Source organism: Candidatus Tisiphia endosymbiont of Mystacides longicornis, from assembly GCF_964031095.1.
Lineage (GTDB): Bacteria > Pseudomonadota > Alphaproteobacteria > Rickettsiales > Rickettsiaceae > Tisiphia.
The window spans coordinates 466,346-493,281 of sequence record NZ_OZ035004.1 but is presented as its reverse complement, the minus strand read 5'-3'; the positions used below and the strand labels follow the sequence as shown (position 1 = coordinate 493,281).

Annotated in this window: 26 protein-coding genes and 2 pseudogenes; 10 read left to right on the top strand and 18 right to left on the bottom strand. The window is 32.1% G+C overall.

Annotated elements, in window-relative coordinates; translation table 11 throughout:
* Nucleotides 1–6: 6 nt before the first annotated feature.
* Nucleotides 7–1,446, bottom strand: a complete 1,440-nt coding sequence (locus ACQH6S_RS02630) for an adenosine deaminase family protein (protein ID WP_425360023.1) — start codon at nt 1,444–1,446, stop codon at nt 7–9.
* Between the two features lie 1,292 nt (nt 1,447–2,738).
* Nucleotides 2,739–3,734 carry a serine/threonine dehydratase gene (locus ACQH6S_RS02625; RefSeq protein ID WP_094649641.1) on the bottom strand — a complete coding sequence of 332 codons (996 nt, stop codon included), beginning with the start codon at nt 3,732–3,734 and terminating at the stop codon, nt 2,739–2,741.
* Nucleotides 3,735–3,826: 92 nt separating this feature from the next.
* On the opposite strand from ACQH6S_RS02625, the gene lon reads away from it, so the two are divergent.
* The gene (lon, locus tag ACQH6S_RS02620) at nt 3,827–6,166 is read left to right on the top strand and encodes an endopeptidase La (RefSeq protein WP_425360022.1); all 2,340 of its coding nucleotides are present in this window, start codon (nt 3,827–3,829) and stop codon (nt 6,164–6,166) included.
* 260 nt (nt 6,167–6,426) lie between these two features.
* Here the strand turns inward: lon and ACQH6S_RS02615 are convergent, their stop codons facing one another.
* The 3 genes and pseudogenes from ACQH6S_RS02615 to ACQH6S_RS02605 form a co-directional block, all read right to left on the bottom strand.
* Nucleotides 6,427–6,945: an IS630 family transposase gene (locus ACQH6S_RS02615; RefSeq protein WP_425360021.1), complete on the bottom strand. Its 519-nt coding sequence runs from the start codon at nt 6,943–6,945 to the stop codon at nt 6,427–6,429.
* Nucleotides 6,930–7,280 carry an IS630 transposase-related protein gene (locus ACQH6S_RS02610; RefSeq protein WP_425360020.1) on the bottom strand — a complete coding sequence of 117 codons (351 nt, stop codon included), beginning with the start codon at nt 7,278–7,280 and terminating at the stop codon, nt 6,930–6,932. Before ACQH6S_RS02610 ends, ACQH6S_RS02615 begins: the two co-directional genes overlap by 16 nt.
* A gap of 155 nt (nt 7,281–7,435) precedes the next feature.
* Nucleotides 7,436–7,723, bottom strand: a pseudogene (locus tag ACQH6S_RS02605) (transposase); the annotation flags it as partial.
* A 69-nt stretch (nt 7,724–7,792) separates the two neighbouring features.
* On the opposite strand from ACQH6S_RS02605, the gene ACQH6S_RS02600 reads away from it, so the two are divergent.
* Genes ACQH6S_RS02600 through ACQH6S_RS02585 form a run of 4 tightly spaced genes read left to right on the top strand, consistent with a single transcriptional unit; the run spans nt 7,793 to nt 9,509 of the window.
* Nucleotides 7,793–8,257 (top strand): IS5 family transposase, encoded by a 465-nt coding sequence (locus tag ACQH6S_RS02600; protein WP_425364663.1) that lies wholly within the window; start codon nt 7,793–7,795, stop codon nt 8,255–8,257.
* A gap of 49 nt (nt 8,258–8,306) precedes the next feature.
* A complete protein-coding gene (locus ACQH6S_RS02595) occupies nt 8,307–8,657 on the top strand; it encodes an IS630 transposase-related protein (RefSeq protein ID WP_425360020.1) in 351 nt (116 codons plus the stop codon).
* Nucleotides 8,642–9,160: an IS630 family transposase gene (locus tag ACQH6S_RS02590; RefSeq protein WP_425360021.1), complete on the top strand. Its 519-nt coding sequence runs from the start codon at nt 8,642–8,644 to the stop codon at nt 9,158–9,160. The genes ACQH6S_RS02595 and ACQH6S_RS02590 overlap by 16 nt, the downstream gene beginning before the upstream one ends.
* Nucleotides 9,161–9,164: 4 nt before the next feature.
* Complete coding sequence (locus ACQH6S_RS02585) at nt 9,165–9,509, top strand: transposase (protein ID WP_425364662.1); 345 nt, start codon at nt 9,165–9,167, stop codon at nt 9,507–9,509.
* Nucleotides 9,510–9,529: 20 nt separating this feature from the next.
* Here ACQH6S_RS02585 and ACQH6S_RS02580 read toward each other — a convergent pair.
* From ACQH6S_RS02580 to rpoH, 10 genes and pseudogenes are all read right to left on the bottom strand, one after another.
* Nucleotides 9,530–10,291, bottom strand: a pseudogene (locus ACQH6S_RS02580) (IS110 family transposase); the annotation flags it as partial.
* 199 nt (nt 10,292–10,490) lie between these two features.
* A complete protein-coding gene (locus tag ACQH6S_RS02575) occupies nt 10,491–11,159 on the bottom strand; it encodes a bifunctional (p)ppGpp synthetase/guanosine-3',5'-bis(diphosphate) 3'-pyrophosphohydrolase (protein WP_425360019.1) in 669 nt (222 codons plus the stop codon).
* A gap of 211 nt (nt 11,160–11,370) precedes the next feature.
* A complete protein-coding gene (locus ACQH6S_RS02570; RefSeq protein ID WP_425364661.1) occupies nt 11,371–11,973 on the bottom strand; it encodes a coenzyme F420-0:L-glutamate ligase in 603 nt (200 codons plus the stop codon).
* Nucleotides 11,974–12,010: 37 nt separating this feature from the next.
* Nucleotides 12,011–12,676, bottom strand: coding sequence for a CADD family putative folate metabolism protein (locus ACQH6S_RS02565; RefSeq protein ID WP_425360017.1), 666 nt, complete (start codon nt 12,674–12,676; stop codon nt 12,011–12,013).
* On the bottom strand, nt 12,673–13,272 hold the full coding sequence (locus tag ACQH6S_RS02560) for a dihydrofolate reductase (protein WP_094649758.1): 600 nt from the start codon (nt 13,270–13,272) through the stop codon (nt 12,673–12,675). The genes ACQH6S_RS02565 and ACQH6S_RS02560 overlap by 4 nt, the downstream gene beginning before the upstream one ends.
* A 9-nt stretch (nt 13,273–13,281) precedes the next feature.
* Complete coding sequence (folP, locus tag ACQH6S_RS02555) at nt 13,282–14,541, bottom strand: dihydropteroate synthase (RefSeq protein WP_425360016.1); 1,260 nt, start codon at nt 14,539–14,541, stop codon at nt 13,282–13,284.
* Entirely contained in the window at nt 14,528–14,896 is a 369-nt protein-coding gene (locus tag ACQH6S_RS02550) for a dihydroneopterin aldolase (protein WP_425364702.1), read from the bottom strand. The genes folP and ACQH6S_RS02550 overlap by 14 nt, the downstream gene beginning before the upstream one ends.
* A gap of 159 nt (nt 14,897–15,055) precedes the next feature.
* On the bottom strand, nt 15,056–16,345 hold the full coding sequence (gene hemW, locus ACQH6S_RS02545) for a radical SAM family heme chaperone HemW (RefSeq protein WP_425360878.1): 1,290 nt from the start codon (nt 16,343–16,345) through the stop codon (nt 15,056–15,058).
* 319 nt (nt 16,346–16,664) lie between these two features.
* On the bottom strand, nt 16,665–17,144 hold the full coding sequence (locus tag ACQH6S_RS02540) for a hypothetical protein (RefSeq protein ID WP_425364660.1): 480 nt from the start codon (nt 17,142–17,144) through the stop codon (nt 16,665–16,667).
* A 421-nt stretch (nt 17,145–17,565) separates the two neighbouring features.
* A complete protein-coding gene (gene rpoH, locus ACQH6S_RS02535) occupies nt 17,566–18,447 on the bottom strand; it encodes an RNA polymerase sigma factor RpoH (RefSeq protein WP_425360015.1) in 882 nt (293 codons plus the stop codon).
* Nucleotides 18,448–18,578: 131 nt separating this feature from the next.
* On the opposite strand from rpoH, the gene ACQH6S_RS02530 reads away from it, so the two are divergent.
* From ACQH6S_RS02530 to ACQH6S_RS02510, 5 genes are all read left to right on the top strand, one after another.
* On the top strand, nt 18,579–19,151 hold the full coding sequence (locus tag ACQH6S_RS02530) for a cytochrome c oxidase assembly protein (RefSeq protein ID WP_094649145.1): 573 nt from the start codon (nt 18,579–18,581) through the stop codon (nt 19,149–19,151).
* Between the two features lie 76 nt (nt 19,152–19,227).
* Nucleotides 19,228–20,019, top strand: a complete 792-nt coding sequence (map, locus tag ACQH6S_RS02525) for a type I methionyl aminopeptidase (RefSeq protein WP_341749368.1) — start codon at nt 19,228–19,230, stop codon at nt 20,017–20,019.
* 9 nt (nt 20,020–20,028) lie between these two features.
* A complete protein-coding gene (radC, locus tag ACQH6S_RS02520; RefSeq protein WP_425360014.1) occupies nt 20,029–20,709 on the top strand; it encodes a RadC family protein in 681 nt (226 codons plus the stop codon).
* Entirely contained in the window at nt 20,706–21,725 is a 1,020-nt protein-coding gene (locus tag ACQH6S_RS02515) for a UDP-phosphate alpha-N-acetylglucosaminyltransferase (RefSeq protein WP_425360013.1), read from the top strand. The genes radC and ACQH6S_RS02515 overlap by 4 nt, the downstream gene beginning before the upstream one ends.
* The gene (locus ACQH6S_RS02510; protein WP_425360012.1) at nt 21,706–22,026 is read left to right on the top strand and encodes a DciA family protein; all 321 of its coding nucleotides are present in this window, start codon (nt 21,706–21,708) and stop codon (nt 22,024–22,026) included. The genes ACQH6S_RS02515 and ACQH6S_RS02510 overlap by 20 nt, the downstream gene beginning before the upstream one ends.
* Here ACQH6S_RS02510 and ACQH6S_RS02505 read toward each other — a convergent pair whose 3' ends face one another.
* The 3 genes from ACQH6S_RS02505 to ACQH6S_RS02495 all read right to left on the bottom strand — a co-directional run bounded on the left by ACQH6S_RS02505 (nt 22,027) and on the right by ACQH6S_RS02495 (nt 26,920).
* Nucleotides 22,027–25,332, bottom strand: coding sequence for a palindromic element RPE2 domain-containing protein (locus tag ACQH6S_RS02505; protein WP_425360011.1), 3,306 nt, complete (start codon nt 25,330–25,332; stop codon nt 22,027–22,029).
* A gap of 74 nt (nt 25,333–25,406) precedes the next feature.
* Nucleotides 25,407–26,183 carry an ABC transporter permease gene (locus ACQH6S_RS02500; protein ID WP_341749373.1) on the bottom strand — a complete coding sequence of 259 codons (777 nt, stop codon included), beginning with the start codon at nt 26,181–26,183 and terminating at the stop codon, nt 25,407–25,409.
* On the bottom strand, nt 26,183–26,920 hold the full coding sequence (locus tag ACQH6S_RS02495) for an ABC transporter ATP-binding protein (RefSeq protein WP_094649138.1): 738 nt from the start codon (nt 26,918–26,920) through the stop codon (nt 26,183–26,185). The genes ACQH6S_RS02500 and ACQH6S_RS02495 overlap by 1 nt, the downstream gene beginning before the upstream one ends.
* Nucleotides 26,921–26,936 lie beyond the last annotated feature (16 nt).

Sequence of the window (26,936 nt, the reverse complement as noted above, 5' to 3'; positions counted from 1 at the left end):
TTTTTATCAAATATTATTCTTTTTTATATTTTTGGATATATCGATAAACGCTTTACTATGAAAAGCTATATTTTCTTCAAAAAGAATAAACTTTTTATCAAGCAAATTAAGTTGTTTTTTCTTTTCCTCTTCCGTTAAGAAAGAATATTTAATACTATTATAGACGACTTGTTTTAATTGATCATAAGATGGCTTATAACGACTAATAAATAATAAATATTCTTGAGTTAAATTATTGCGTAATACTCCTGCATCATCAGTGCAGATTACGATTGGCACCCCATAACGCATATATAGCTTGATAGGATGGTCATCACCTACAACTCCTAAAATAAATTCATTACTACTTAAATTAATTTCAATAGGTATATTCTTTTCCACTAATGTTCTTATTAGTTGGTGAGGATTAGATTCATGCATAATACCTACTCCATGACCAATACGATTTGCCCCGGCTATCAATATGGCATCCCAAATATGATGACGTAGCCCTTCTGGAGGAACTAGCCCTAATGCTAATTCACCAGCATGCAAAGATAATTTAACATTAGAAAATTTTTGTTTAAGAAAACGAAACATTTTCATATGTAATATATAATCTTTGATCGCAACAACTGAGTTTTCTGTACCGACTATATTCACCCCAACTATTTTAGGATTATTTTGTGCTAAAGAAAAGGCTGAATACAAACCAGAAAATACCATAGATGGCTTACTTTCACGGAATACATATGGTTGAAACCGCAGAGTAAAGTGATCATTGTCAATATCTTTCGAGGCATCTGTTACTATTGTTGAATAGTGAGTAATAGCTTGGTTTATAACTTTATCCTGCTCTAATAATAACATAGCTTTTGCTAAAACCTGATTAATAGCAAGATCATCTGTATTACTTGTTAACTTATTAATCTCATCTAAAGCAACGTTTGTACTAATAGGAGCAAAAGGAAATATAGTTTCTATATATTGCACATTTTCTGCTTCTGCCCTATTCTTCAAATCTATCAAACCATCTTTAATAATATAGTCTTCTAACCAACCAAAATAGTTAAAACAATCAAAAAATCTGGCATCTGGTGATAATTGTTTGTGATAATGATTGTTAAAATTTTCTATTGACCAAAGTGACACGAGCTGATTATATTTGTGTATATCAGCACGTATCTCATCTACAGTCATACATTTTTTCGTAGGTTTTTTAAGAATTTCATAACTGTTAGGATCAATACAAAATCCCTCCTTCTTAACATAATCTAATAAAGTTTCAGCATAAATAGCACCGATAAAATGATGATGAATATCACCACCCTTGGGCAATATATTTACCAACATACCAAGCTCTGCTATAGGAAGAGCATTAGAGGTGATTAAACTATTGTAATAATCACGTGTAATGAGATAATGATTATTTTCATTTGTTTTTACAGTGTCTGCGTGAGTTTGCATATTAAATATACTACAAATTAATAATAGTGGAGTAATGAGTCTTAGTGAAATTATGGATTTTATGAAATTTAACATTATTTATCATATATTGTTTCTCCTACATGCATGCATCGAATAACCAAAAACTATAGTCAATTGATGAGAAGTTGGTGACGTCGTCGCTCTCAATGCTCACCTATTACTTATAGGCGTCGCTCCATCGTTCCTGCTACCCAATTCCCCTGAATTGACTATATATTCGAATTTTCTTTAATTAATGCAGAAATAGGCGGGGTTATAACATGTTTCTTTTTAAAACACACGCTTTATAACATAATTAGTTTTCAATGCAAACTATATTTTAATGAATTTGCTTAAAAGTGTAATAATTTCACATCCTACGTCTTTCAAGGATTGTTTTTTTTGAAAATATCATGAATTAATGTGCTTTGGGACATTCGTGTGCAAACAATGTTCATTACGCTGTACTCGCTTATAAAAACAAAGTACAGATAAGCTTTTTGTTACGAATAAATATGTCAATTGATAAGAAGCTGATTATATTACTCACCTTACGCATGGCATTTAAAAGTCATATAGAAAATAGCTTGGCGTCATTGCGAGAAGCTACTTTAGTAGCGACGAAGCAATCTAATAAATGTGGATTGCCACGACCACGTAGTGGTCTCGCAATGACATAATTTATTAATCCATGGAGCTCGTTCTGTTTTTACAGCTAGGGTATTAAGAACTAAGAAATTAGATAAAATAGAAGAAGGTAACAAAAGTAGGTTTACAGATTGGATGTTCAAGCTGCAAGAGAGACGAGGTTATAATACTAGTGTAGTAGCAGTGGCAAATAAATTAGCAAGAGTAGTATTCGCAGTATTGCGAAATGATCAATCATACAGTGAAATAAAAGTATGTTATTAAAAGTTTAATATTAATTATTAATTTATGATGGCTAAATGATTTTTTTAATTAAATTAAGGTTTAAATTAAAAAAAAATCATAGCTGGAATAAAATAATAAAGTAAGGAATTCTTACCAAGGAATATGCGAGAGATGATAATATTGATGGTAAATAAGACAAACCTTAGCTTACGAAAAAACTGTTTAACTCACAGGCTCAAAAGAAGCCGTTAAGGTGATTATGTTAAAGTTCGTAAGTTAGAGAATTCCATCAGGGCTGAAGCACTTTGTTGTGCTTCAAGTTGAATACATGACTGCATTTGCTTTTTTTCTGTCAAGTATTATTTTTTTTCTTGCATTATTGGGTAGATCCATACATGAGTTAATTTACAACTATAGTACTAAGACTTAGGTAAATTAGAAAGATATTCTCCCTTCCAAAGCTCCTGATAAATAATAGGATCAATGTTCCCACCTGATATAAGCACTAAAACTTTCTTAGGTTTTGACTGTTTCTTTAACCAATTTACTACTCCAACCATATTTAAAGCACATGATGGTTCACAGGCAATTCGTAGCAAATGAACCAACCAAGCGGTCCAATAATATATAGAATGTTCATCAGCAAGAAAGAAATCATCGAGTTTATTTAGATAATTAAATGTACGTGATGAAACTGCTAAAGTACGCAAACCATCTGCTACAGTACTTGGTGAATCAGTAAACCTATATATCGAACCTTGCTTAATCGATAAGAAAGCATCGTTAGCATTAAGCGGCTCTGAACCTATCAGCAAGCTGGATGGAGAGAGTAATTCTTTCGCTAAATATGATCCTGAAAGCAACCCCCCACCTCCACAAGAAGCAAAAATGGCATCTGGACTGAATCCTAGTTGTTGCAATGCTTCATAACACATCGTACCAGCCCCAGCTATACTAGAATCACTATCGGAAGGATGCAAATAGTAAAAATCATTTTCTATGTCACTCTTTGCTTTATCTTCTGCCATTTGTCTAGTTTTAGTTAGTATAACCTCTGCTCCATAATATTTTGCTGTTTGTTGTTTAATTGGAGAGGTATTTTCTGGTAAATAAATTCTTGCATTAAGGTTAAGGGTTTTTGCTACCCAAGCAAGACCAATTCCATGATTACCTGTACTATATGCAACAACTTTATTTGGTAAACAATTTTGTTCTTGTAACTCTAATAAGTGGTTTAATACCCCTCTAACCTTGAATGCTCCGGTTTTTTGTAACGAGTCTATTTTAAAGAAAATTTCATGACCGAGCATTTTATCTAAAATTTCAGATTGAACTATTGGGGTCAAATGAAGATATTGTTTTACCCTATTGCTTGCTATTGATATGATATTGGAAGATTGAGGTGATGAAGGCATATATAAAACTAAATGTAGCTTGAAATCATAGTAAGGCGATATTATATAGTTACTATCCTCTTTAGTATATAAATTTCTTAAGGTTTTTTAATATGACAAATAAAGAAAAATTGCCCCTAATCGCATTAAAAGACATGGTGATCTTTCCCGGTATGGTTGCTCCTGTATTTGTCGGTAGGACTAAGTCTCTAAAAGCCTTATTTGACACTAAAATTATAGATAATAATAGATATATATTATTAGTATTACAAAAACAACAAGATCAAGATACTCCGGATATTCAAGATCTCCATTCTACAGGAGTAATTGCTAAAATTATACAAACAGTAAGGTTACAGAATAATGCCAAAATTCTAGTTGAAGCAATCGATAAGGTTACCCTACATAACATCACTAATAAAGAGATATTTGAAGCTGAATATAGCATACTACATGATGAAGAGGTAATTGATGTAGAATCTTTAAAAGTTTCCACAGCAAATGTTATTGAGTTATTTACAAAATATACTAAGACTCATAAAAAAATTAATCCAGAAATAATAGAAACGATAACTGGTGAAATAGCAAAAAATCCAACAGATTTTAGTTATGTCACTAATGTACTAGCTTCTTATTTGACTGTACCATTAATAATAAAACAAACTTTGTTAGAGGAGACCAAACCTCAATCACGAATTAAAACTATAATAGATACATTAACATCTAGTATGGCTCAAATAGATGCAGAGCAAGCTTTACAATTGCGAGTAAAAAAACAAATTGAGAAAACTCAGCGTGATTATTACTTGCACGAACAAATGAAAGCTATACAAAAAGAACTCGAACATGATAAATCTGATTTCTCTGATATAGAAAAAAAGATTAAAACCTTAAAACTTTCAAAAGAAGCAAAAGAAAAAGCTGAAGCAGAACTGAAAAAGCTAAAGCTTATGAATCAAATGTCAGGTGAATCATCAGTTGTTCGTAATTACCTTGATACATTATTAGCCATGCCATGGGGGAAATTTGATAATAATAAAACTGATATAAATAAAACTAGAGAAATTTTGGATCGTGATCACTTTGGTCTTGAGAAAGTCAAAGAGCGTGTTATTGAATATTTAGCAGTGTTACAACGTTCTAAAAAAATTAAAGGACCTATATTATGCTTAATCGGTCCACCAGGAGTTGGAAAAACCTCATTGGTCAAATCCATTGCTGAAGCGATGGGTAGGAAATATACTAAATTTGCTCTTGGCGGTATTAGAGATGAATCGGAGATTAGGGGACATCGAAAAACATATCTTGGTTCTATGCCAGGAAAAATTATAAATTTAATAAAAAAAGTTAAAACTAATAACCCCGTTATGTTATTAGATGAAATTGATAAAATGGGTTCTGATTTTCGAGGTGATCCAGCTTCTGCATTACTTGAAGTCTTAGACCCTGAACAAAACAGTCATTTCGTTGATCATTATTTAGAAGTAGAATATGATTTATCAGAGGTAATGTTTATTGCAACAGCTAATTCTTATAATCTGCCCAGAGCTCTAATTGATCGTATGGAGATCATTAACATTTCTGGTTATGTTGAAGAAGAAAAATTACAAATTGCCAAAAACTACTTAATACCAAAGCAATTGAAAATGCATGAAATGAAGAAAAATGAACTCACTATTGATGATGGAGCAATTTTAGAATTAATCAGATATTATACCAAAGAATCAGGAGTAAGATCGCTTGAGAGAGAAATTGGCTCTGTTACAAGAAAAGTATTGCAAAGAATTTTGAGTAACAAAAAAATAAAAAACATATCAATATCATCTGCTAATCTTGAAGAATATTTAGGAGTTAGGAAATATAATTTTGGTCTAGCTGAAAAAGAAGATCAAATAGGTAGTACTACGGGACTTGCTTATACAGAAGTTGGCGGAGAATTACTTACCATTGAAGCTTTGTCATTTCATGGCAAAGGAGACATTAAAACTACTGGTAAACTTGGGGATGTAATGAAAGAATCTGCTCAAGCAGCCTATAGCTGTTTTCGCTCTAGAGCTAGTAGTTTTGGATTAAAATACGAAGATTATAAAGATCTTGATATCCATTTGCACGTACCGGCTGGAGCGATTCCAAAAGATGGTCCATCTGCTGGATGTGCAATATTTACCACTATTGTTTCACTTATGACCAAAATACCGGTAAACAGAACTGTAGCAATGACTGGAGAAATCACCCTAAGGGGGGCAGTATTACCAATTGGGGGGCTAAAAGAAAAATTATTAGCTGCCAGCCGAGGTGGTATACAAACGGTGATAATACCTCAAGATAACGTTAAAGACTTAGAAGATATTCCACCGAATATAAAAAAGAGTTTAGAAATTTTATCAGTATCAACTGTAGATGAAGTGCTAAAATTAGCTTTGGTCAATAATAATTTTACAGTTACTAACTAAAAATAGGTATGATTATATAGTCATGTATGGACTTACCCGATAATGCAAGAAAAAAATAATATATAACAGCAAAAAAATCGAATGCAGTCATGTATCCGGCTTATAGTTAATAAATTACCTTAAAATTACCCTATAGCCCTGATGGAATTCGCTGGCTTACAAACTTATACTTATCATTTCATCGACTTCTAACGAGCCATTGACTATTTCAGTTTTCTCGTAAGCTAAGGTTCGTCTTATTTATAGTTAAACCCATAAAATTAGGTGACAAAGAACATAGTAATAATTTCAAATAATTTGCTGGTTTCTGTTACCTTATTTTTAATCCATCGTTTCATATTAGCCCAAAACTTCTCTATGGGATTTAAGTCTGGTGAATATGGCGGTAAAAAAATAAGCTTGCAACCAACTGATTCTATTAATTCCTTTGTTTTCTTTGATTTATGGAAACTAGCATTATCCATCACTACAACTTGTCCTGCTTTTAACTCTTTAATTAAAAACTTCTCAACCCAATTATTAAATAACTCTGTATTGCACGTTCCATTAAAAACAAAAGGAGCTATTGATTGATTGTTTACCAAGCCAGCTATGATATTAGTTCTTTGATAGTGTTTCCCACTCTTCTTTCCAATCAGTAATTCTCCTGTTTTACTCCAGCCTCTATCTTGGCAAATACCTGTATCTATACCGCTTTCATCAATATGCACTATTTGCCCTTTATCATATTTATTGATCTCTTCTAAATATTCAGCTCGTCTGTCTACACTTGACTCCATGTAGGTAAAGGTTTTTTTTTATAACTAAAACCTAGCTGTTTTAATATCCTTCCAGTTTGAGACCTCGCAATTCCAAACTCTTTACCAATATCTTGTAATCTCATATTTGGATTATTTCTTACAAAATTTGCTAACTTTTGCTTATCAACTTTACTTTTAAAACCTACTCTAGCTTTTGCTAATATCGTTCCTTCCTTTCTCTTCCTTACGTTCCAGCGACTAATTGTATTTTTATGTATATCGAATATCTTGGCAGCCGCTCTTTGACTATTACCTTTTTCTATATAACTTATTACTTTTTTTCTTAAATCTTTACTATATGGGCTTGTTGACATTTTTTCTCTTATTTATACCATATAATGTCATCTAATTCAACGGGTTTAACTATACCATCAATATTATCATTCTTTCGCATATTCCGGATTAGAATCTATTAAATTTCTATTTACCTATAATATTCTCTCGTCAACAACTAGTTTGTACCAATTCTTTAGCTACAAACTTTACTCTCGGTATAATCATTGCCTGAACTGAGTACCGCAAACACCACCCTTGCTAGTTTGTTAGCTACTGCAACAGTTGTTTTATTATGCCCATTTCGTTCAGATAAATTAAACATCCACTCGGTAAACTTGCTATAATCTTTTTTAGATTTTTGCTCTTCCGTGGTAAATCTTATTTTACTATTCAGTACTGCTCTTGCTCCTTGAATCAACAAAGTGCGTAAATATATATCACCTCTTTTACTAATGCCAAGCAACTTATCTTTGCCACCACTAGGTTCTGTTGACAAAATTTTATGTTAAGTTATCAGAGTAGAATAAAGAAGTTGCAATAGTAAGAAGAAATGGTAGTTTCTAGTTATCGAAACCAAGAAACTACCGATATGAAGTATTACATAGAAGACCAAGCATGGGAAGCAATTTTATCATTTTTTAAGAAAAAAAAAGCTATACACAACAAGAATGAGGAAAAAATAAGACAGTTTATTGAAGCAATATGGTTTATTGCTAGAACAGGTTGTCAATGGCGTCTTCTGCCTGATTATTATGGTTGTTGGTACAGTGTTTATCGCAGATTTAAGAGATGGGTTGACAAAGGTATATGGGAAGCTTTAATGGATCATGTTAAAGTAGATGTAGATATGGAATCAATGATGATTGATGCAACTATTGTAAGAGCACATGCTTGCTCATCTGGATATATTAAAGGTAATCAAGAGGAAGCAGCTTTAGGTAGAAGCAAAGGTGGTTTTAGTACTAAAATTCATGCCCTCGTTGATGCATTGGGTAACCCACTGAAGTTTATATAGTTAAACCCGTTGAATTAGATGACATTATATGGTATAAATAAGAGAAAAAATGTCAACAAGCCCATATAGTAAAGATTTAAGAAAAAAAGTAATAAGTTATATAGAAAAAGGTAATAGTCAAAGAGCGGCTGCCAAGATATTCGATATACATAAAAATACAATTAGTCGCTGGAACGTAAGGAAGAGAAAGGAAGGAACGATATTAGCAAAAGCTAGAGTAGGTTTTAAAAGTAAAGTTGATAAGCAAAAGTTAGCAAATTTTGTAAGAAATAATCCAAATATGAGATTACAAGATATTGGTAAAGAGTTTGGAATTGCGAGGTCTCAAACTGGAAGGATATTAAAACAGCTAGGTTTTAGTTATAAAAAAAAACCTTTACCTACATGGAGTCAAGTGTAGACAGACGAGCTGAATATTTAGAAGAGATCAATAAATATGATAAAGGGCAAATAGTGCATATTGATGAAAGCGGTATAGATACAGGTATTTGCCAAGATAGAGGCTGGAGTAAAACAGGAGAATTACTGATTGGAAAGAAGAGTGGGAAACACTATCAAAGAACTAATATCATAGCTGGCTTGGTAAACAATCAATCAATAGCTCCTTTTGTTTTTAATGGAACGTGCAATACAGAGTTATTTAATAATTGGGTTGAGAAGTTTTTAATTAAAGAGTTAAAAGCAGGACAAGTTGTAGTGATGGATAATGCTAGTTTCCATAAATCAAAGAAAACAAAGGAATTAATAGAATCAGTTGGTTGCAAGCTTATTTTTTTACCGCCATATTCACCAGACTTAAATCCCATAGAGAAGTTTTGGGCTAATATGAAACGATGGATTAAAAATAAGGTAACAGAAACCAGCAAATTATTTGAAATTATTACTATGTTCTTTGTCACCTAATTTTATGGGTTTAACTATACTAACTGCTGGGCAAAGAAATGATATCACTCAGGCTGAAAATCTTACTAAAGATGTTCAGAATACGACGGTGATAGGTGATAAAGGATATGATAGTAGTGCGTTTGTAGAAAGCTTAGAAAATAAGGGGTGCGAGGTTGTTATCCCACCAAAATCTAATCGTAAAGTACAACGTGAATATGATAAACATATTTATAAAGAACGCCATTTAATTGAATGTTTCTTTGGTAAAATCAAACATTTTAGGCGTATATTTTCTAGGTTTGATAAAGCCCCAGCCACCTTTTTAGCCTTTCTAAATTTTGTTGGAGCTTTAATATGGTTACGTTAAAAATTTTGTCAACAGAACCTAGAATGTTGCCTTGGTACTAATCCTAGCCATGCTGATAATTGCCTACCATTTTCAAAACAACTAGCATTACCTATTGACGCTATTAAGGCTGTAGCAGTAATTAACCCTATACCTGGTATCGTCATTAGTTGTTGGTGATTACTATACTGGCTAGCTATAATTTTTAATCTTTGTTCTAATTCTTTTATTTTTTTATCATTCTCTAGAAATTCTTCTTTTAACTCACTAAACGTTCGATAACTTAGCTGGCTTAAACCCTCTTCATCTAAAATTTCAGTTAATTTTGTCATAATCTTATTGATTCCTTGCGGTATAACAAAACCAAATTCATGTAATAATCCCCTGATCTCATTAGCAAGTGCAGTACGATTTTTTACCAATCGTTGCCTTACCCTATGAATAAATAAAATATCTTGTTGCTCTACAGTTTTGATAGGCACAAACCTCATATTAGGTCTTGCTACTGCCTCACATATTGCTTCGCTATCTGCTTGATCATTTTTATTAGTTTTAACATAAGGCTTAACAAATTGTGGAGCTATTAGTTTTACAGTATGACCTAATTTTGTTAATTCTCTTGCCCAATAGCTAGCTCCACCGCAAGCTTCCATGCCTACTAGACACTTTGGTACGTTAGCCATAAAAGTTAGAACCTGCTCTCTCATTAATTTTTTCTTTAATATTGTCTTACCATTTTTATCTACACCGTGAATTTGAAAAATTCTTTTTGCAATATCTATACCAATTGTGGTAACTTCCATATGGGCCTCCTTATTGTTGTTTAGGATTCATTTCCTATCCTAGAAGATTAGCATATGCTTCTCATTCTGTATATAGGGTAGGTCCATACCATTAATTCAAGAGAATTTGGGGCTAGGAACGATGGAGCGACGCCTATAAGTAATAGGCAAGCATTGAGTGACGACGTCACCAACTTCCCATTGACTATAGAAAACTCTCTCAAGAATCAGCAATAACATCATCCTTCTTATTGTCTAGTTTCGAAATAGGTCTATCCCAATTCTTTAAACCATTTGAGTATACATCATGAAAATTATGACAAAGATTTTCAATTGCTTGCTCATAAGCAATAAGTTCTGGTATAGTCCAATTAAACTGGACAAAAATATCATATGCACTATTTATCTCAGTATTAATATCAGCAAATTTCACGTTAGAGAATAATTTTCTTAGTTTTGTTTCCTGTGCCTTTTTATATTCATCATGGTTTGCTGTACCAAATTCTGCTATATTATGCATCTCTCTAGTTCTGATTTGTATTTCTATATTACGTCCATAAATATCAACTACAGCTATGACATGCAACGAACGATAGCCATTATTCTTAGGATTATCAATATAGTTTTTAGACTTCTCTATATTAATAGAATAGATATTATAAATAATATCTAATACTTTATAACAATCTTCCTGTTTATCAACTATAATTCTAAAAGCGACTAAGTCAGTTAATTCTTTCAAGGCAATAGTCTTTCGTAATATCTTCTTTACAATAGAATAAGGGTCTTTTAATCTGTAATATATTTCAGCTACTATGTCATTTTCATACAATTTAGCACTGATAGTACCTATGATATTACGTAAATCGTTAGTATTTGTATCTTGCATAATTGATACTCTAGTAAATCATGTAGTGAATTTGTTAAAAATATTAGATAAACAAACAACTAATTATAACATATCGATTTTATCAAAAAATAATTGGCTTGTCAATAACAGGAGGAGATAACATGCCATTAGACAATATGCCATTTGGCAGCACGTAGTAGCGGAGAATATAAATCTTCATCCATAGGAATCAAGATATTTTTCTCTTCTTCTATTGTGGGAGGTCTATCAAGAAAGTAAATTTTAGGTGCATCTTTAATGAAGCAATAGGAGTTTGTTCATTACCTTCACCCATAACAAAAACTGCTGAAGTCGCCAAAGCATCTAAAATATTCACTTGTGTAACCCTTAATGGACTATTATAAAGATCAGGTTTATCAATATATGAATAAATGGGTATAAAACCACACCAACCAAGAGTGATACCGGTTACACCTCGTCTCATGATTGTTGTATGGCTGTCCGTAATCACAACACCAATCTTTTTAAGATTATGTCTCTTTTTTAAATATTCCCATATCCAAATAACTGTTTTTTGAATATTCTCAGGATACAAAACATATACTCCATGTACGTTTGATTCATCTATACCTGCAGAAGGTATAAGTATACCATTCTTGATAGTTAAATAAAGATCATAAGGATTACGGTCTGTTTCCAACACTAAATCTGCTTCTTGCTTAATCAATAAATTCTTACATATACTATCCTTTGAAACTAAACGTCCTTGTATGATGCTAATTATCTTGGATGTTATAGCAACAATATCTTCATCTACAAGCTCTTGGATATATTGATCTAAAATTTGTTCCAAACAATCATTAACCTCAATCCTGTGAGTTTTTATACCTTTAACAAGCATGACATTCTACCATTTTCATCATCCCATCAAGAAAGAACCATAGTAATTTAGCTCCTTCTTTTGCTCCATAAAAAACTTTCTGCTGATCGTTTTTGTTAAGAGACTTTATCAGACTAACCAACTGTTTTGTATGCCATTTATCAGCTTCTTGATGAACAGAAAAAAATTGCAATGTTTTATTATCTTGAATTCCATAATGCTTTTTTAAACCATCAATCTTAGAAGCAGCAACTTCTGGTGTTTGCCTTTCATAGGCATATAAAGCCCCTAATCCCGTCGGATAATCTGTTCTCACTAGCTCCAAATATCCTTCAACTAGTTTGCAAGTTGAAACTAATTCTGGAAAATTTGGGATTGACTCCCTTGATACACCTATCCCTTCAGCAAAGCGTAACCATAATTCAGGATGATTATCATCACCTTTCTCCTCATCAATCAAATTCTCCAGCAAAATTTGTCTTGCTTGAATCTTATCACAAAGAGCATGGATTTGGCTTATATATCTAGGAAAAGCAGAAACATGATGATAGTATTCTTTTACATAGATTTGTAATATTTCATGTTTCAATAATCCTTCATTCCATAACTTATAAAACGGATGTTTAAGTAAATGAAATACCTCAAGAGATGTATTAAGGTTTGTGCAAAATATCATGATATCTCCTTTATATTTGTAAGCTTACAAATAGTATAATTAGGGTGTTCTTTTAAAATTTTTTCATCCCATCCTTTAAAATATCTTAAATCAATGGATGTATCACCAGAATATAAGTGGTGTATTTTTGTTAGTATAAAATGAGAAATCAGATTATGTTCTAAAAATAAATGAGCAATCTCAGCTCCTCCAATCATAAAAAGTTTCTTTACTAAGTTTAAAGATTGAATATATTTTAGAAACTCATTCAATGAACTTACTATCTTTACATCGTTGGAAATACAATGATGATTACGAGAAAAAACAATAATATCTCTATTATAATCAATTGATGAGAAGTTGGTGACGTCGTCACTCGTCACTCGCCTATTACTTATAGGCGTCGCTCCATCGCTCCTAGCCCCAAATTCTCCTGAATTGACTATAGTTAGAGAAGTTTTTGGTATTATGTTATAAGTCTTTCGTCCCATAATCATAATATGTCCACTAGTTGTAGCTCTAAAATGCTCAAGTTCTTCAGGATAACTCCAAGGTAAAGAGTTTCTATCACCAATAACTCCTTGTTGCGTTGCTGCCATGATACCTATTATCTTCATATGATTACCCTATTGATGAAAGCTTTGATAGGTTGTAAAAAATCGCATATGGTTCCTTACATTATGAACACGCAAAAAATCTACCTTATCTTTTAATGCAAGGGAAGTAGCAATAGTTTCAATGTCCCGATTCTTAGCATCAACTGTAGAAAATGCCTGAATATAGGATTTTCTGGAGTGTCCAACCATAATTTGAACATCTAAGCTCCTGAGTTCTTGAACATATCGTAAAATCTCTATGTTTTGATATGACGATTTTCCAAAGCCGATACCTGGATCAAGGATAATATTTTCTTGAGAAAAGCCGATATTTAAGAGACGCTCAATGGACTGCTTTCCCCATTCTTTTATCAAACTAATAGGTCTATGTTCTAAAGATAGAATTAATTCTTGATTAGGTGGAATACTCAATGAATGCATGAAACATAGTTTACAACCTTTCTCAGCAAGGCTCTTCAGAGTTCTATTATCAAAATCACCTTTGACATCATTAATCCAACTAATCTGATAATTTTCAAGAAGTCGTTTAACAGTAGATGACCAAAAACTATCTATGCTAACTTTAAGCATTCCTTTATTTATTAATGTTGTAATCCCATCTAGAACAGGCTTTAATTTATTATATTCCTCCTCTGGTGTATGAATTACAGCACCTGGTCTTGTAGATTGAGCCCCAATTTCAATAATACTAGCACCATCACTAGCTAATTCTTGAATTTGTTCAATTGCTTTATCTGGATTGTTAAATTGTCCTCCATCTGAAAAGGAATCATTTGTAACGTTAACAACCCCCACAATTGCAGGATTTAGAACAAAGCTTTTAGAAAAAGAATTTGTTAAAGGCATCTTTGTCCAGGGCTGTACTTCCATGAGGGCTAAAAGATGTTGTAAGAATGGTCGAGTACTTAATTCTGGATGCGGTATTGTAAGCTGAGGAGTATTGATCTCAAGTTCATCCCAAAGTAAAATATCTAGATCAATAATACGAGGTGCCCATTTTTCATAAATAGCCAATCGCCCCATATCAGATTCTATCGATTTCATGGTTATAAGTAGTGCATCGGGTGATAAATCCGTCTCTCCCGCAACGATCATGTTTAAGAATGGTTTATTCCAAGATGGAGGGGTATTATCTGGCAAAATCGCTTCGGTTTCAAGTATAATTGAAGATTTAGAATTTCGTAAACAGCTTTGTGTTAATAAATTCACAGCCATATTTAAGTTATTAATACGATTTCCTAAATTAGATCCAATGCTAATATAAATCATTGTCCCCTCCTTTACTACATAAAGCAGAGCAGTAAGTAAAAGCAATATCTCCATGAACATCTTGGATGGGCGGTGACATTTTACGTGTTGTTACACTGACAGATTGAACAATATCACGATATCTAAATAAAGATTTATCAATAGCATGATAAACTTCTATCGTTAAATGTTCTATCAGATTAAACTGTTTAGTTTGGCAAAGAAATTTAATACTTTGAACAAGCTCAAGATAACAAATTGTATCTTCAAGTTTGTCGGTAATTGTGCCTTTTGGTGGGGTTGTAAATTCTAATTCAATATTAAAACTAACTAATTGCGAATGAAATTTTTCTTGATCACTACATCCAAGATGAATCCATATCCGTAAATCTGAGATTATAAGTTTTAAAAAATTCTTATTGAAAATTTACCTCTTATATAAGTTTATAAAAAAGACTTGTCTAAAAATGTACATGAAACACCATATCATAGTAACATATAAAATATGCTAAGTCAATAATTTTTTATGTAACTTCTATTGTGAAAACAACCTTGGTACTATATAGCTATGTAACATTAGACCTTTATCTGTAAGATTAATATGACCTTTATCGCCTAATTCCTGATCCCACTGGAGTAAACCTAGCTTTTTATAGTATGTTGCCTTTTGTATATCCAAAATCTCAAATAATTGTTTACTAGTTCTTTTTTGTATAAGGTCAATATTTATACCTTTTTCAAGACGTAGTCCCATCATCAACATTTCTTCGGTTATTTCTTGCATAGAAAGTTTATTGATATGTTGAACGCCACAGCCGAAGCTCTTAACAGTTTGCAACCATTTTTCTGGCTTATGCCACATCATGATACTATAGAGATTAGATGTAAAATCACTATAGTCAATTGATGAGAAGTTGTGGACGTTGTCACTTGTCGCTCGCCTATTACTTATAGGCGTCGCTCCATCGTTCCTAGCCCCAAATTCTCCTGAATTAACTATATCGTACATATTAACTCTACTATGGCTACCTGGACCTATACCTAAATAATTATTATATTGCCAATATGTCAAATTATGCTTACATTCATGACCTAATATAGCATAATTTGATATTTCATACCTAAAATATCCTTGTGACTTTAAGTATAAATTAGTCCATTCATACTGATCAGCCGCTTGATCTGAGCTTGGTATAGTCAGATTCCCATCGTTAAACAATTTATAAAATAACGTACCTTTTTCGATAACTAGTTGATATAATGAGATATGACCTGAGGCAAGTTGCATAGCATTGGTTAGTTCGTCTTGCCAACTTTTTAGAGTTTGGTTACTTCTTGCATAAATTAGGTCAAAAGATATTCTGGGAAAAATGCGACGAGCTGTTTCAATAGTTTTGATTGCTTGTCCCACATCATGTTGTCGCCCTAAACTCTTTAAGTCATTTTCCACTAAAGACTGAACGCCAATTGATACCCTATTTATTCCAGCTAATCTAAAGTCTTTAAATTTCTCGGTCTCAAATGAAGTAGGATTTGTTTCTAAAGTAATTTCTGTGTACTCATCTATTGTTGCTAGATTTGCTATTTTGCTAATGATTCCTTCAACAACAAATGGCTTCATTAAAGATGGGGTGCCACCACCAAAAAAAATAGATTTTATATATTTATGACCTATAGTATCCTTGAAATGATTCAGTTCCAACTCATAACATTTCAGCCAATCATTATGGTCTACTTTATCTGAAACATGAGAATTAAAGTCACAATACGGACATTTTGATAGACAGAATGGCCAGTGTATATATATCGATAATGGTTCTTTCATGTTTATATAGTCAATTGATGAGAAGTTGGGGACGTCGTCGCTCAATGCTCATAAGCGTCAGTTTAAGAAAATAAAGTAAAAAAGTCGTCATTGCGAGCCACCGTAGGTGGCGTGGCAATCCATTTCTAATCACTTTTCTGGATTGCTTCGTCGACCCTACGGTCTCCTCGCAATGACGGTTTCTCAATTATTATTTTCTTAAACTGACGCTTATGCGTTCCATCGCTCCTAGCCCCCAATCCTCCTAAATTGACTATAGCTAACCAGATTAGCATTTATCCATAGTAAACTAACTTAATCCCGGATTAGCCATATAAAATTACTTACCTCGTGACCCACATACTCCTGTACCACAACTAATCCCAACGATATGTACATTGTTAGGATTAATAATATTTATATCTACCTTATCATTATTATTACCACATAGAGCAAGATCAATACTACTACAGTTTTTAGCTACTATATGACCTTTGGTATCTTCACTTACATCACATCCCTTAATCTCTGGTCTAATGCTGCCGGGTGCATAATCAATGTGAAATGTAGGAGAAATCGGTTTGCCATTCTCATCCACAAAGCTGGTACAACTCCGTTCACTACCACCCATTCTTTGATTGGGTAAATCAAAATGACACTTTGCATAGGGTGCAAAATTCCAACTATTCTCAGTAATTTGTGGACATTGGTCTGAACCTAATTTATTAGTCACGTCCTCTTTTTTCTGATCGGCATAACTGCTAAAAGATAACATCACACCAACAACGAACACCACATGGGATAAAGACCATATTTTCATACTTATATCTCCTTAAATTAACAATAACTATCGACTTTGCGACGATCACTAATTAATTGACCCAATCGTCCATTATTATCTTAGCATAAAAATTTATTGTTGTCAATGATATTTACAACAATAACTGCATAAAATATTGAAAAACTACCATTTTCTTTAAAATTTCCTTTGTCATTGCAAGACCACGCAAGTAGGTCGTGGCAATCCATTTTTGGTTACTTTTATGGATTGCTTCGTCGACCTACGGTCTTTCTCGCAATGACGCATAGGCGTCAATTTAAGGAGTAAGTAAAACAGTATATCTGCAACATAAGCGTCATTGCGAGCCACCGTAGGTGGCGTGGCAATCCATAAAAGAGTGGATTGCTTGGTCGACCTTACGGTCTCCTTGCAATGACGACTGATATATCTAAATAGACTTTTAAACAGGTTTTGGCATTTGCTGAAGTATAAAGTTTTTTACTTTCTCAAAAGCGGTGTTTTCAATCTGTCTAATTCTTTCCTTAGAAATTTTATATTCTATACTAAGAATATCGAGGGTTTTTGGGGAATCTGTTAATTTACGCTCAGTGAGAATATGTAATTCACGATCATTTAAGATCTTCATCGCTTGGGTTAACAAGTTATGCTTATTAGCAGAATCTTCTTGGCTAATCAATCTTAGCTCTTGACTTGGGCGAGTTTCTGGTAAAAATTCAATTAATTCGCTACTACTATTATCATCACCATTTACTAAATTGTTCAATGATAAGTCCGGACCAGATAATCTAGCATTCATTTCACTAACTTCATTGGTAGTCACTCCAAGTTCTTGAGCAATTTGAACAAAATCTTGATCTGTGACAGCCCTTGAATATAGGTTGGCAATTTTATGCTTAATTTTACCAAGGCTAAAGAATAATTTTTTTTGTGCTGCTGTAGTACCCATTTTAACCAAAGACCAAGATCTCAAGACATATTCATGGATTGAAGCTTTAACCCACCACAAAGCATAAGTAGACAAACGAAAACCTAAATCAGGATTATATTTCTTTACTGCTTGCATAAGACCTAAATTCCCTTCTGATACAAGCTCATTTAGAGGTAGTCCATAATTTCTATATCTAATGGCAATTTTTGCTACTAATTTCAAGTGGCTAGTTACTAACTTATGTGCAGCTTCTAGATCATTTTGTTCAAGATAGGCTTTAGCAAGTAAAAATTCCTCCTCTTGTGACAGTGATGGAATTTTATTAATTTTTTGCAAATATTGATAAAATCCTGATTCTGCAGAAATTACTGGCACACTGATTTTGTTAGTCATATAATACCTTAAAATAGGTTGTTTTATTAAAACGAGTATATAATATCATAAGTTTAAGATATTTTAAATAGACTTTTCGTAAAAAGTTAAAATTTGATTTTTTACAATAGAGCTAATCCAAATAGAGAGAAATGTTTACAGATTCTAATAGACGTTCCAATAGGAAGTTTGCCTTAGCCTTAGTTAGCTTAGCATTTAGTATGGTTTTTTTAAGCTTTGCATCGATACCAATTTATAATTTATTTTGTAAAGTCACTGGTTATGGTGGCACCACTGTAAAACAGGAATTTAATATATATTCCCCTAAAAAGGGAACTAGAGTGATAACTATAGAATTTGACTCTAATGTTGATAGTAATTTACCTTGGCGATTTATTCCTAAACAAAGAAGGGCTACAGTTATTCCAGGACAAAATACACTAATTTTTTACGAGTCTGAAAATCTAAGCAACGATGATATAATAGGAACTTCCGTTTATAATGTTACACCCAATAAAGCCGGTAAATATTTTGTTAAAATACATTGTTTTTGTTTTGAAGAACAGTTATTAAAAGCAAAAGAGAAAATGTTAATGCCCGTAACATTTTTTATAGACTCTGATTTTGAGGAAGATAAAGAAATGAATGATGTTGAGACAATAACTCTATCTTATAGCTTCTATAAAGTCAGGGTTGTTGAAAAAGATCCAATGAAATTCAAATAATAATTTAAAAAAGTGAAAATTTAGTATATATTTCTACTTTCAATAGATAATTTTAATAAAAAAAGTTAATTATTTTATGACTATAACCATTCATACAGCCGAAGACTTTAAGAAAATGCATATTGCAGGTAAACTTGCTGCGGAAACCTTAGATTTCATTACTAATTATGTAAAACCAGGGGTAAGTACCATTTATTTAAATGATCTTTGCCATGACTTTATTGTATCCAATAATGCAATCCCTGCACCTTTAAACTATAATGGCTTCCCAAAATCAATTTGCACTTCTGTTAACCATGTAGTATGCCATGGTATCCCAAATGATAAACTCCTTAAGAATGGTGATATCATAAACATTGACGTTACCGTAATTGTTGATGGATGGTACGGTGACACTAGTAGAATGTTTTACGTTGGTGATGTAGGAATTAAAGCAAAACGCTTAGTGCAAGTTACTTATGATGCTATGATGATAGGAATTGAACTAGTGAAGCCAGGAGTACATTTAGGAACTATCGGAAATGCTATACAAACTTATGTTGAGAAGCATAATTATTCAGTTGTTAGAAATTATACTGGTCACGGGATAGGGCGTATATTCCATACAAAACCGGATGTTCTACATTACGGGAAAGTTGGCACTGGCTTGGTATTAGAAGAAGGTATGTTTTTTACTATTGAACCAATGGTAAATGCTGGACATCACTCTACCCATCTAAGTAAATTAGACGATTGGACAGTTACCACAAGTGATAAATCATTATCAGCACAATTTGAGCATAGTTTGGGGGTAACCAAAGATGGTTTTGACATTTTTACTTTGTCACCAAAACACTTGACATATCCACCTTATAAAATAGATTTATAATAGAACAATATGAAAGATGATACTCCTCATTATATTGGACATAGACAACGTCTAAGGCAACGTATTGTTATGTCTGCAGAGAATCTTGCGGATTATGAATTACTTGAAATGATATTATTTTCTGTAATACCTAGAAAAGATGTAAAACCATTAGCGAAGGAATTACTAACGCGATTTGGTAGTCTGGCTGATTTAATAAATACAGATAAAGAAAAACTACTTAATATTAAGGGGACTAATGATAATTTATACATAAATTTTGTTACTATGAGTGAATTAACTAATAGAATGCTAAAACAAAAAGTAATAAATCAAAATGTCATTAGCTCTTGGAGCATTCTAATAGATTATCTGAAAGCAACTATGGGTAATATGAAGACAGAACAGTTTCGTATCTTATTTCTAAATAAAAAGAATGTCCTGATTGCTGATGAAGTTTTAAGCCAAGGAACCATAGATCAGGCAACAATATATCCAAGAGAAATAATTAAAAGAGCTTTATTTAATGAAGCTGGTGCAATTATATTAGTACATAACCATCCAAGTGGTGTGAGCAAACCTTCAAATACTGATATAAAACTAACACACAAAATAGTAGAAACTTGTGCTAATGTGAATATATCTGTTCATGACCACGTGATTATCGCAGCTAATGAATATTTCAGTTTTAAATCTAATATGTTGTTATGAGTGATTTTATTAATTATAGTTTTTTATTTTTGTTATCTTTTATAGCAACAAGCTTTTTTACTTGGCTATTGATTTTCAATCTTCCCTCTTTTGGAATGGTGGATATACCGGATCCACGTAGAGTACATAATAGAATTACACCAAGAGGAGGTGGGATTGCTATAGTAATAGTGGTAATAGTTGGTCTTATCTCTTACGAATATTTTACAACAAAAGCACTAATAAATTCGATTAAAATTTTACCTTTATTGCTGATCATTTCTACAATTTCATTTTTAGATGATCTTATCTCCGTTCCCGTATTTATAAGACTAATTATTCATATAATTTGTTCTACAATAAGCATTGTATTATTTTTATCTCCGGCATTATTATTTCATCATGAATTACCATTATATATTGATTTTGTACTATCTATAATATATTTGACTACCTTTTTAAATATCTACAATTTTCTTGATGGGATAGATGGTATTAGTGGTGCCGAATCTATTCATTTATCTATCACTATATTGATACTTTGTTATTTAAAGTATGATACAATAATAAATACAAATTTTATAATTATACTTAACATCATTATATTGGGATGTTCGATAGGTTTCTTGATATTTAACTGGCATCCTGCTAAAATCTTTATAGGGGACGTAGGTAGTATAAGTTTAGGATTCTTACTAGGTTTATGTTTGTTACTTATTTCAGCTTCTAGTATTGATTTGTTTATTGCTTCATCTATTGCTAGTTTATATTACATGACAGATGGAGGGCTAACTATATTAATTAGGCTACTTAATAAGGAGAAGATTTGGCAACCTCATTTAAAGCATTTTTTTCAAAAAGCAGTGAAAAATGGTAAAAGTCATAGGGAAGTAGTGTGTAAAATTATAATATGCAATATATTGCTGATGGTATTATCCATCACTTCTCTGCATTTTCCTTTAGTATCAACTATTTTTGCTGTATTAGTAGTAATGGTTACAATCATTAATTTTGCCCATGAAACCACTCAGCCATGACATCAACATAATTATTAGACGAATCTTTGGCAAACAGCACCCATTGCTTGCAGAAATTATGATTAATTGGAGTAAGATTGTTGGATCAAAATTTAGTAGCAAAACTATTCCTCTAAAAATAGTTAAATCTAAAGAGAAAGGACAGTTAATAAATATTTTACACGTACAAGCAGAAAATTCAAGCATCGCCTTAGAAATATCATACTATCAACAGATAATCATTGAACGTATTTCAGTTTATCTAGGTTTTAAAGCTATACATAGCATAAAAACTACAATATATATACCGTTGAGGAATTAATCATAGTTTTTCCTGCAGAGAATTTTGTTCTAAACGACTCTTAAGCCCTATGAAATCGACTATTTTTGCATCTTGCTCCTGGCAGGCACAAGTAAAAATATATCTATTTTTGTCTGTAATTTTTTGAATACATTGCCCACAAATGCCTTTCATCATACACTGCATAGGAGAATTAATGCTTACTATTAGTTGGGGTTTTTTACCAAAAAAATCATCTTTTTTATCTCTTATAGCTTGCATCATTTCTGAAACACCGGCGGCTATTATCCTATCTATAGCCAAATTCTCCCAGAGAGAACAATACCCCATTATAGCATACAGCAAATTACCCTTAACACTAATATCTTTCGACCGATTTTTTGATAAAATCCCCTCTTCACAACACCAAACTACTATATCAGCTGATTCTTCAATTTTTTCTTGATAAAATCTATCTTGTAAATTTTTATAACCAGCAAAATATATAATTTTACAATTATTATTTTTAAGAGCCTTGGCTATTGAGCATAAAACAGCATTTCCAACCCCTCCTCCAATAAGAACTATATTACTATCTTTCAATATCTCAGTTGGCTTACCATTAGGTCCCATTAGTACTACCTGCTCATTTTTCGATAAATATCTACATAAATTACTTGATTTACCACTTTGCCAAACTATCAAATGAATTAACCCATTTTTTGAATCAACATAAGCTCCAGCAATAGCCAAAGGTTCAATAATTTTTGCAATATCACTAGAATAATTTTGCAAACGGAAAAATTGCCCTGGTTGAAAATTCTTAACAGCAAGAGGAGAATGTATTACAAGCTCTACTATCTTATCAGATAGAATATTAACCTCTTCAATACGACTCGTTAATAGATAATCTAGTTTAGCAAAGAAATCTATATAACTACCAGGAAAAATTGGACTATTTTTGGTAAGTTTTTCTCCTATATTTTTATATCCCTCTTTACTACTTGCTATGGCTTTAACCACACTTCCAGAGTATAAAGGATTACAATCACCAAAATATGTTACATTATAGTCAATTGATGAGAAATTGGGGACGTTGTTACTCGTCGATCGCCTATTAGTTATAGGCGTCGCTCCATCGCTCCTAGCCCCAAATTCTCCTGAATTGACTATATCTTCTAAATGATTATTTACTACCTCTTTATCGATACCTATTGCCATCAGTACAGTTCGTGCCTTAAATTTTTTTCTTACACCTAAATTATCAAACTCTATCGATTGGGTATAGTTGTACTGATCAACATCAATACCTAAAGGTATCATATCCTCAACAAATTTTACCCCATCCCCTATAGCATACATCACTTCCTCAGGGTTTAACTTATAGGCAGGAGAATCTTTTAATTTACCCCTATAACAAATTGTTACTCCGCCTAATTCGTCTAGGATTTGCTTGATAGATTGTCTAGTTTGTGCTTTCTTAAATAATTTTGCATGCAAAATAAATTCTTCAGCTATTAATCTATCCTCATTTGTCCAATGTTGCTCTGTGTGCTTTTTACCATTCTTTACAACTGATAACTGATAGTTCTTTAGAAACTTTTCTACTTGTAATTTATAATAATTTAAGCTTTCAGTTGCTGCATCAATAGCGGTCAATCCACCACCAATAATGATAATAGGCATCCTGATAAGTAAATTAGTGATAGATTGCTCTAAAAAAGCTCCTCCTGATTGCAAGGTCATTAGAAAGTCGGAAGCTGTTCTAACACCTTTTGCAAGAAAATTTCTCATCTCAACGATTTTGGGTTTAGCAGCCCCAGTACACAAGGCAACATGATCAAATCCCAAATGGTATACCTGCTCCATAGTTATATTGCTATCCAGGCTTACACTACCAAAAATCTTAAACCGACTATTTCTTTGTAACATCAGACGTAATATCGTCAAATTATTTTTATCCCATCTTGGAGTAATACCATATTCAGCTACTCCGCCAAAGCCTCCTGGTATTCTCTCTGATAAGTTTTTTTTATAATCAGACCAATATTTAATAGGTTGGTTAACATCAAAAGACAATGGGGTGATTTTTAAACCATCTATGGCTACTACATCATGCCCATCCCGTAATAAATAATGACTTAAACTAAAGCCAGCTGGTCCTTGACCAACTACTAAAACCTTATAATTAGTTGGAAGATTTGGTAAAGGAGCAAAAATGTTAAGCGGATTCCAATTGGTAAGTAATAAATATATTTCTACCCCATAAGGCAGAAGCAGAGTAGTCCCTAAGATATTAGATTCAACAAGAGGAATATCCACAGCTTGTTGCTTTTGATAGATGCAAGCATTGGAACAATCATTACAAATTCTGTGACCAGTAGCAGCTACCATTGGATTATCAATGATAATAATAGCAAGGGCAGCTAGATTAAATCCCTTTGATTTTACATAATTCATCTCAGAGATTTTTTGCTTCAGCGGACATCCTGACTTTGACAGCATACTCTTCTGATTTGAGTATATTGCTGATAATAACCCTTTAGAACATGAGTCTTTTTCTTGTTTATGACAATAGATACAATAATGAGTATTATTTAAAACCACATCTAGATTGGACGTAGAATCTAAATAATCAAATCCTATTCTTGCATTGTTTCTATACTTAGCGACTTTTTCATGGTCTATTAGATTATCTTTATCTATTTTTTGGGGTAGAGAAAATAATTGGCTTTCAACATTATTGTAAACCATAAAAGCCGCATATTTTGCTGCTATATCTAACTCAAAAGCATATTTTTCAGCATCTAATTGCCATTCCATTACTTGATGAGCAAACTTATTTGTAAAATCACTTTTGTCATTCTCATACACTCCTTTGTCATTCCCGCGTAGGCGGGAATCTATATCCCTGCTTTCGCAGGGATGGCACATACCACAAGGATAACATTCTATTCCCAGAAGTTTTTTTAGAGAATTTGACACATTAGTAAAATCAATCTCCTGTAATTTTTCATAAGGATATTTTTTTACCGCGATACGCTGAACAAATTTTCTCTTACATTCATAAATTAGATCAAACTCTTTATGACTAAATCTTATATTGGTTATTTCTTGCTCTATAGCAAATAATTCAGCTAAAAAATCATCTAAAATAGGTGAAATTTCTAATAAAAAATCTGAGTAATATTTCTGATTAACTTGCTCAGGATTGGCTCTTAATGATAAAATAATTTGATAGAGAGAATGATTATGACTACGCAGGAAATTTAAAAAAATGTTATCTAATTTTTTTAGACCTTGTAAATTGTTTAAATCAGCAAAATTTAATCCAAAAGCAAGTGTCATATAGCTGATCCTTTAATGTACTATGAGACTTTAGTTGTAAAATTTGCACTATCTTACAATTATTGATTAAAACATCATACATAATATATGACATTTTTAGCAAAAAACCTATAACTAATATAACTAAAGAAGGTAACAATAACAGCTACAATAATAGACTTGATAATCATGAATGCATCTGGCAGTATTCCTTCTGTTACTAGGAATTGAACTGGTCTTATAACAAGAAAAATAGGATTAATTTCAAAGAGTATCCTTTTTGATTCTGGTACCATAGAATATGGATACACTATTGGTATACTCCAATATACAACACTAAAAATTAGATTTAAAATTTGAGGAACATCTCGTATATATGGGGTTAAAAATGCAAAGGCAATAGAGCTACTACATACAGAAATAATTAACGGTAAGACAAGAATTGGCACAAAAAATATATTTACACTAAGTCTTTCAGGATATAAGATGATAAAAGCTATATACATAGCTGCAAATGAATAAACTAGAGTATAAACTTGTGCCAAACTATCCGATATAGGAAAGATAGTTCTAGAAATTATGATCTTTTTTATAATTCCACTACGACTAATTAATGAATTTGATGATATATTTAAGCTAGTAGTAATAAAAGTCCATAATGGTATAGCTCCAACTAAATTCATAATCATTGTTTCTCTTGGTTGTTTAAGTAAAAATCCAACAAAATATGAAATAGTTATTATATAGACAAAAGGCTGAACTAAACCCCATAATGAACCCAAGAAAGAATCTTTATTTTGACGAGATATAGAAGCTTGGGTTAATAATATTACTGCCAACCAGTATTTTTTGGAAAAAAAATACTTTAACATTAGTAATTCCCACTATTATAAATTTCTAATATTTCACTTGGATTGCCATCCGCGATAATACTACCTTCCTTTAATAATATACATCTATTACAATTATCCCTAATAATATTTTCCTGATGACTTACTAATATTAGAATTGGTATATTTTGTAACTTATTCTTCATAAAATTAGTAGATTTTTCAACAAAATAACTATCACCAGTAGCAAAAATTTCATCTAGCAAAAGAATATCTGCATCTTGAAAAACCGATACAGAGAAAGCTAATCTTGATAACATACCAGAACTATAATTTTTTACTGGTAAATCTATCTTACTACCTAGTTCAGAAAAAATTATAATCTCTTGTTCTAATTCTTTACTGTATCTACTTAACATATTATTATAAAGCATAAGCATTTTAATGTTTTCTCTGCCAGTTTGTTCTAACTCAAATCCTATGCCAGTCTCAATGATAGCGGCAAAATCACCATGAACTTTAACTGTTCCAAATTTTAATGGATAAATTCCAGCAATTACCTTAAGCAAAGAACTTTTTCCAGAACCATTACTACCAATAAAGGCAATTCTTTCACCTGTTTTACAGGAAAAATTTATATTATTTAAGATAGGAATTGACGAAGGAAAAATACTACCACCTTTAATAAGAAAACGCCTTAAGCTTTCTACTCTTTGTTGATTGTTGATTCCTTCAACAAAACCATCAACTATTTCTATAGATACTAGTTTAGACGTCATATGCCAAAAACATGAT